Genomic DNA, 8379 nt, shown 5'->3' with positions numbered 1-8379 from the left:
CCGGAAGTCTGGTCGTGATAGCTACTATTTATGCTGCCGTCACTGTTGGCTTCCCAGTGACACTGATAACAGTCGGCTGTGGTGACCGGCCGGCCTTGGATATGGTGAGACTGGGCAGTGAACTGGCCGGCAGCACCGATTCGTTTAGGTGCAGCAGCCGGCACAGCGCCGGTATGGCAGCCGACGCAATCGCCACCTTCGACAGCACCGTTGATATGCAGGCCAAGACCGGCAGCAGTCAAGGTGCCATTGGCATTGAAGTGTTTATGACAGTTACTGCAGTTTGAACCGACAGCGGTTGTAAGGTTCTGGCTGGCAGTGTAGGCCGCATAAGCCGCTACAGCGGTATGAGCTGCGGACCGCGGCGGGAAGCCATGGCACGCTCCACAATCAGCTGCAGTCGGAGAAACTGCATGATTTGCGGAGAGGAACGGCGTTGCCCAACGTGGGGCTTTGACGATTGCAGCGAGCTTGGCTCCGGTAGCCTTGCTGTTCGAAGCGAGTTTCGATCCATGGCAGTAGGTAGTGGCACAGCTGTTGGTAGCTGAGCTGTAGGTTGCCTGGATAGTCCCGGCGAGTCCAAGAGCGAGTGAACCAGCCGGATAAGTGGGAGATGAAGACCCGTTCAGATGGCCGGCGGCCGTTACTGTTGCAGGCATGAGATGGCAGTCTTTACAGTTGGCGGACCGGCTGATCCTGTTGCCGTTGGAGCTCAGGTGGTTGAAGTGGGCCCCGACTTTGGCATTTGCGTTGCTCGTTACCTGAACCGGGTAGGATGTGGAATAGAAAGTACCGCTAGCCGTACCATGGCATTTGGCGCAGGTTACCGTAGTGGACCAGAGTGTACCGCCCCAGGTTACGGTACCTGAACCGTGGCAGTTGGTGCTGGAGCAAGTACTGTATGGCGTGTTCAACGAGAAGGATGTTCCGCTGTTGTAGCTGCTCCCGGCTCCGGCCCCGGTGAAGCTGATATTCATCTTGTTGTCGATGTGAGTGAGGAAAGACACTGTTGTGGCGCTGTAGCCGGTGCCGTGGCATACGCTGCAGCCATAGGCTGCCCCGCCGGCCTGGGTGTGCTTTACGTGGCTGCCAGTGGCTGATGCGTTGACCGACATATCGAAATGGCATTTGTCGCAGTTCGAGGTTTTAGTCCCGTTCCAGGCAAAGGTTGACGTCTTGGGTGCCCCGTTGCGGCCGTCCTGGTGGCAGCTGTTCTGGCCACAGGTACCGTTAGTATAGGCATAACCGAGGGTATCATTGGCTGCGGTGCCGGCTGTGTAGGTCCAACCACCGGCCAATGCGATGTTATTGGCGGAGTTATCATGGTTGGATTCGGTAGCGCCATGGCAGTTCTTGCAGGCAAAGGCATATGCCGTTGCAGTGTGGCGGTTGCTGCCGGTGTAGTGACGGAACACCGAGGTGCGGTTGTAGTGGATGGCATGGCCGGCGCTGGCACTCACCGAGAGATTGCCGTTGTTGTTCCCGCCATGGCAGCCGTTACAGCCGGAGACCACGCCCCGGTATGCTTCTCCGTTGTAGGCAGTGTCCATACTATGTTTATGGCAGGTAGTACAGAGAGCGGTCGAACGGTGGCTGTCAGATGAATTGTCGGTGTAGTGAACCATCTTGTTCGGATCGTCAACCTTGTAGGTGTGACAGACGTTGCAGACACCGTTGAACGGCGCGGTGGTCTTAGCAAAATCTCCGGCTGCAGCCCGGGCGATGAACCGTACCGACGTAGCGTTCGTAAATGCCGAGGGTACACCGGTAGTGGCATCGGACGCCTTGGCCGGTCGCTTCTGCACCATCGCAATAGGCCCGGCATTGGCTGTCGTGCGATCACCATGGCCATCATGACAGTCCCAACAGAACTGGCCACCGTTGAGGCTTGCCGAATGCTTATTGTAGTAGTGGGTCTTGTCCACTCGCTTCCGCGCAGATTTTGTCGAATAAGCAGCGAATGGCTCTACCCCTTTGGCTCCGGTGGCATGGCAGGCAAGGCAGACGCCGTTCTTGCCATAAACCGGATCGTTGAAGTTTCTGAGCCGCATCGGGTTGGCGACATTGCCGTGAGGCACGGCATCATACTCATGGCAGTAGAGGCACTGATCCCCGGTCGCACCGGCAACGCGGGCCGCCGTGGAGAACCCGGCAAACGGGTTGCCGGTGACATCATAGGTACCGCTCTGCTTGCCATGGCCGGAGTAGCTCCACTCGGCACGGCCGATCTTGGCCATAGTGCTGTTGTTGAACCCGTAGTTGACCACATCGTTGTTGGCGAAATGGCAGTCACCGCACTTGTTGGAAGCCCCCCAGACAAAGACCTTGTTCAGTGCTCCGCCGTGACAGTAGACATTGGTACAGGAAGATTTGGTGGTCGGCGGACTCGTAGACGCCGTAGCGGTGAAGTTGACCGCCTGACCGATGAAAGTACGCGAGGTATTCGGGTTGATATTGTAAGCCTTGTTGACATGGTTCACCACATTAGTAATGGTCGTACCATTGCTTGTGACATTGTAGTGGCAGTAGTCGCAACTGAAACCCCACGGCTCGCCATGGTGCTTCGGATGACTGTTGGCCTTGCCATTGGTGCCGTTGGCATATGAAGGCCCGGTGGTAGTCCCGCCGGCATGACAGCTGTTACATTGGGTCGGAGTCGGATTGTTTCCTCCCCAGGAGATAAAGCCGGTGGAGTAGTCGGTGAATGATCGGCCCTGTCCATGGCAATAGCCGTTTTTGCATTGCTGGGTGTCAGGGTTCCATTTGAATGCGCCGGTCCCTACAGCCGTGCTGACCGAGATATTCCTAAAGCCGTTAGGGTGGAGGCGACGTGATCTGAGAGTTGTATTGTTGCTGGCCGTCGAGTAGTGACAGGCGGCGCAGGTAACAGTGGTGTTGCCGTTATAGGCAGTACCGTGTTTGTCGTGGGCCTTAGACCAGGTTGTTGTCGCCGGGTCGTCACCGGACTTGTTGTGGCAGTTGCCGCAGCTGGCGGTTACTTTGGCCCAGCGCATGACTGCCTTGGGATCGCCACCCCGACCGTCTGAGTGACAATAAGTATTGCAATTGGTCCCTCTGGAGAACATATAGCCGGCGCCATCTCTGCCAAGGCCGCTCATCCCTCTGAATACCGTCTCACTGCGGTTGGCACCGGCAGGAACGGTAAACGGAAGACGAAGCACAACCTCGGCTGCCGAACCGTTAGCTGCTGCCGGGCCGTTGACATGGTGAAGCCGCTGTTCAGCCACTCCACCCCAACCCTCGTGGCAGGTGCCGCAACCGAAGATATTGCCGGTGGTTCCGGATCGGTTGTCGTTGAGCCAGCCATTGGCAGCAGATGCGTTGGTGGTCGTATAGTAATGCTTGCCATGGCTGGAGGATAAGCCATAAGTAGCCGAGCGGCTGGCAGCGTGGCAACTGCCGCAGGTATTGGAGCCGGTCAACCAGTTCTGGGGCCGCCAGGCATGACACCAGGTGTTATTGCAGGTATTGGTGCCCTTGGTCCAGTTGCCGGAGAAGTTACCCATCTTCAGGAAGGTAACATCCAGCGCCTTGTTGATGTGCTTGACATCGGTGCCGTTGAAGATCGACTGACCATCGGCGGCAACGGTCTGCGAGTGACAGTCGTTGCAGGTGAGGCGCACGTGCGGAATAGTGCCCGAATCGGTGACATGGTTGGTATGCCGGCCGCTGGAGACCGTCGAATTATTGCCGAAGATCCCTTTGTGACAGTAATCGCAATTGATTGTGCCTTCGTCAGTGGAAGACATGGCACTCCAGGTCTTGGGCGGATTCTTGAAGAGCCCGGCGCCATTAGAGTGGCAATAGGTGGTGCATTTGAGAGCCGGATCAAAGGCCAGTGTACCGGTGCCGTCGGCACGAGGCCCCCAAGCTACGTTTTTAGAACCATTGATGTGGTTTGCCTTGGTGCTGATTGAGGTATCACCCCGGAAAACGGTGTTGAAGTGGCATTCGTAACACTGGAAGTTGAAGTTCTTGAATCGGCCGGCATCGTTATGAACATGCGCCCGGTGGCCGTTAGTATCAATCGGGTTGACTGACGCCACATTGCCGCCATGACATGACACGCATTTGCCGTCCAGAGTACCGCCTTCCCACGATGGGGAATTGGAGGGGTGACAGTAAACATTGGCACAGGTATCGCCATTATAGCTAAGCGAGCCGGCAACGCTGTTGCCGGTTACGTTTACGAAGCCGTTGGGATGCCGATCGCGGCGGTTTGCAATCAGGGTGTTGTTGCCAGATGCCGTGCCCGCATGGCAGGAGTTGCAGGTAACAGAAGAGATATTGCTGTTAAGATGGCCGCTGTGCGCCCCGGACCATGATGGTGATGCGTCGCCGGCCTTGTTGTGGCAGTCTCCGCAAGACATGGTTGTGGATGACCAGGAAGCTGTTGTCTTGGGAGCCCCTCCCTTGCCGTCAGAATGGCAATAGGTGGAACAGGTGGTTCCCGATGAGAACTGGAACCCTCTGCCATCGGTATTGATCGGTGCAGCTCCCCGATTTACGGCGTTGGACAGGTTTGCTCCCGGTTTATTCACGCTGAAAGGCAGGTTGATAACCGTTACCGTCTCAGCAGCCGTACCGTTGGCAGTAGCTCCGTTCACATGGGTGGTTGCCGGATCTGTAGGGTGACAGACCCCGCAGGTGAACACATTGGTGGCCACTGAACGGTTCTGCACCGCCCAGCCGTCAGCTGCTGCGTTGGTTGGAGGGGTCGCAGTGTTGTAGTGTTTGAGATGGGCTTTGGAAAGCCCGGAGTTGTCCACACCGCTGGTGTAGTTGCTTGCCCGGTGGCACCCTTCACAGTTGAGAATTGTCGCATTGGTCCAAGTGACGGTCTGCTGGCCGTGACAATAGCTGTTCGCACAGGTTGCAGATGACTTGGTCCAGGCGCCGGAGAGGTTGGCGAACTTTTTCATGTTCACGTCGAGCGATTTGTTGATATGCCTTCCGGCAGACCCGCCAGCTATGGCAGTCCCATCGCTGGAAACCGTTCTAACATGACAGGCAGCGCATGTTACAGGGGCATGAGGAACCGGACGGCCAATGTTGCCGATATGGTTCCGGTGCCGGTTGGATGAAACTGCGTCAAACTGACCATTCTGGCCGCCATGGCAGAAGTTGCACTGGGCAGTGCCTTCCTGGCCGTCAGTGGTCCCAGTCCACGACTGGGCAGGGGTCTTAAAGGCGCCTTGGCCGTTGGAGTGACAGTAGATGTTGGCGCAGCTCCCACTGTATGCCTGACCGCCGGTAGCTTTCGGGCCCCAACTGACATCTTTTGCCGTATTGACATGCAAGGTTCTGTCTGAGACAGAGGTATCGCTGGTCACTACTGCACTGTGGCACTCGGCGCAACCATAGGCAATCCCGTTGTATGCCGCACTCTCGTTCTTTACATGGGCTTTGTGGGCATTATGGGTAATCGGCGAAGTCGACAGGGCATTGCCCCCATGGCAGCCGACACAACCACTGAAACCGGAGGCATTTCCCCAGGTAGGAGACACGACATTAGCCGGGCCGCCGGCCCCATTGCTATGACAATAGACATTGGCGCATTGGCCCCATGCAGCCGGATCGCTGGGAGCAAGGTCGTCGGTAGTGCCTTTGTAAGCACCGCGATAAGTTGCGGTTGCGCCGATCCGCTGGTCGGCAGTGTCAAGTTCCCAGCGAAGATTGCCCTGAACATGAGAATTATCGGTATAGCCAGTAGCAGGATGGCATTTTTCGCAGGCAATCTGATAGTTGCCCGATGCCGTGGATTTGGCGTGAATCACATGGTTGGCGGTAGTCGGAGGATTTGCCGCCGAGGCGCCGTGGCAGCTGCCGCAGGTAGACTGCTTGTGTGACGTCCAAGACCAGAAGGTAACATTGCCGCCGGTGAGAGGCGGTTTGACGGTGGTCCCACCCGTAACAACGCCACCGCCATGACAATAGACGTTGGAACAGAGATTGGCGCCGACGTAGGCGGTGGAAACCGAGGCAATGGTGGTGTTCGGTGTGCTTGCTACCGTTGCATAGCCGCGGTTAGCCCCTGAATAAGGTTTGAAAGTGCCGCTGGTAACCTTGCCGCCAAATCCGAAGAAACCTAACTGGATGGTATTGGACAGGCTCGGCATCCTGGTGCTGCCGTCGGAGATATAATGACAGGTATCGCAGACCAGCTCATGCTTTGCATGTTCGCGGTGTGCGCCGGCATTACCCGGCGGCAATGCCCTGCTTGGACGTGGGGTGCCGACCATCCCGGAGTAGCCGCCAAGGGTCGCCGAAGTTGGCGGATTGCCGTGACAACCGCCGCAGGCAGCCTTGAAACCGGTATTGTGTGAATGACAGGTGGTGCAAACTGCCTTTGGCGACGGATGATTCCGGTTGGCCGGAAGGGTCCTGCCGGAATCGGCGTTGTGAAAGAGCGTCTGACTGTGACAAACTTCGCAGATCCGGGATGAAGTATTGTGGGTGGTGCTGTCATCACCCATGCTGGTGACGTTTTTGAAGACAACCTGCGCCGATAGCTGCCCGTTCGGCAAGGTATGAGTAGTCGAGGTATTATTCATGACCGAAATAGTCTTGCGAATATTCTTTATGTTCTTCGCATTCGGCTCGTGACATGTTGCGCAGGTGAAATTACCGTACCGTCCCCCTGGGATGCCCCAGCCTCCCGGCCACTTTGTTGAGCCGGTGTCCTTGCTGTTATGCATCAGGTCGGCTGCCCCGACCGAAGATGCAGCAAGGATAACTATCGTCAGAAGCGTCGCGCCAAAGGCAGCACAGCACTTCTTCAATATTGATTCCCGGCTCTGGGGGGTGTTCTTAAGCTTAACCATGGTATCTTCACCTTTTCTTGCGAGTGTTATCTTTATCATTATGAGCCTCATGCCGCCGCTACTGGTTGGCGTGGCAACTGTTGCACTTGAGCTTCTTGCCCCAGGTTATTCCAGGCTGCGTTACATGGCATGCTGTCAGACAAGACTTATCGTCCTGATTCCAGCCAAGTGGCGTCAACGTAGCGGAATCATAGTCATCAACACCCTTGTATCCGCCAGGTCGTGACCACCCGAGGGCATTGGCGTTGTTCTTCAGCTGGGCCTTGGTTTTGAGGGTAATGCCCTGGAGTGCGACATCCTTTTTACCATTGATATGCAGCCTGGTGCCGATGATGTTACCGGACTGCAATTTGGTGCGGGTGCTTGCATTGTGGCATTTCGAGCAGTTGAAAGCGCTGGAAGTGCTGTACATGGCATAAGTATCGACCTTAAGCTGATCCGGATCAACAATGCCGTCATGACAGATCACGCAGGAAATGGTTGTTGCCACTCCAGACCTGCCGTGGGCAACATTGCCGTTAGAGGAGAACCCGAGGAAGCCGTTCCCGTTGTTACCCACATAGGTACTATTGAAATGGATCCCCACCATATGACCTGATTCCTCTACCGGTAACGAGCCGTTATCGCCAAGCGAGCTCTGGGCAACATAGTGCGACTGGCCCTCATACTGCGGCGGGTTGTCGTGGCACATGCCGCAACGATTGGCGGTTGAACCGGCAGCACTGTACCAGTCAGGCGTGGTCTTGAAGTTGTTCTCGGCCTGAACTGTGGACTTGCCGCTGCTGTGGCAGTAAACCATGGAGCAGGTCACGCTGACTTTGGTGGTGCCGCTGATGCCACTGCCGGGGGCGTTGATAAAGTCGGCCGTGGCGTTGTTGAGGCCGGCCAGAGAACTCCTGCCGAGCTTGTCCTTGTTGATGGTGACATCAATATGGCCGTCCTGATGATGACCGACATCGGTCGGGTGACAGTTGGCGCAGCCGATCCGGTACTTGCCGTTGTCCGACTTGATGGCGGTGTAGTTGTACATGGTCACCAGACCGCTGGTGATCATGTCGCTGATATGGGTGCTGTGCACGCCCGGCTTGGTAGTCAGATCACCGTGGCAGGTGGCGCAGCCGGCGTGGGAGCCCCACTGGATGGAGGTACCGGAACCATGGCAGGATACACTGCTGCAGCTCTTGGTGCCAGGGTCGTAGCTGCCGGTCTTGCCATTGCCAATCTTAACGCTAGGGCTACCGTTGATGTGCAGGCCGCTGTCGTTGATGGCTCCGGCTGCCGTGACCGAGTCTACGTGGCAGTTGGCACAGGTGGACAGTCCGGCACCTACATGGCTGCCGCTGTGGCTGTTGGCCCTGACTGCGCCCGGCCCATCGTTCTTATAGTTAGGCTCGCCAACATTGCTGGTGAAGTAGCCGGCCTGGCTGTCGTTACCGTGGCACCCTTTGCAATCGCCAAAGACTACGGAGGAGTTCCAGCCGCTGCCGGCGGTGAACGGCGCGTTCTGACGCCCTTTGCCGTCGCTGTGGCAGTA

General features: G+C 56.9%; 2 protein-coding genes. Both read right to left on the bottom strand.

The window, feature by feature from the left end:
* A partial coding sequence (locus KI809_RS20255) for a CxxxxCH/CxxCH domain c-type cytochrome (RefSeq protein WP_214173425.1) occupies positions 1–6884 on the bottom strand: 6884 nt, incomplete at its 3' end.
* A gap of 19 nt (positions 6885–6903) precedes the next feature.
* Positions 6904–8379 (bottom strand): CxxxxCH/CxxCH domain c-type cytochrome (locus KI809_RS20250; RefSeq protein WP_214173424.1); only part of this gene is annotated, 1476 nt, incomplete at its 5' end.

It is taken from the genome of Geoanaerobacter pelophilus, from assembly GCF_018476885.1.
Lineage (GTDB): Bacteria > Desulfobacterota > Desulfuromonadia > Geobacterales > DSM-12255 > Geoanaerobacter > Geoanaerobacter pelophilus.
This window is presented reverse-complemented; position numbering and strand designations above follow the sequence as displayed.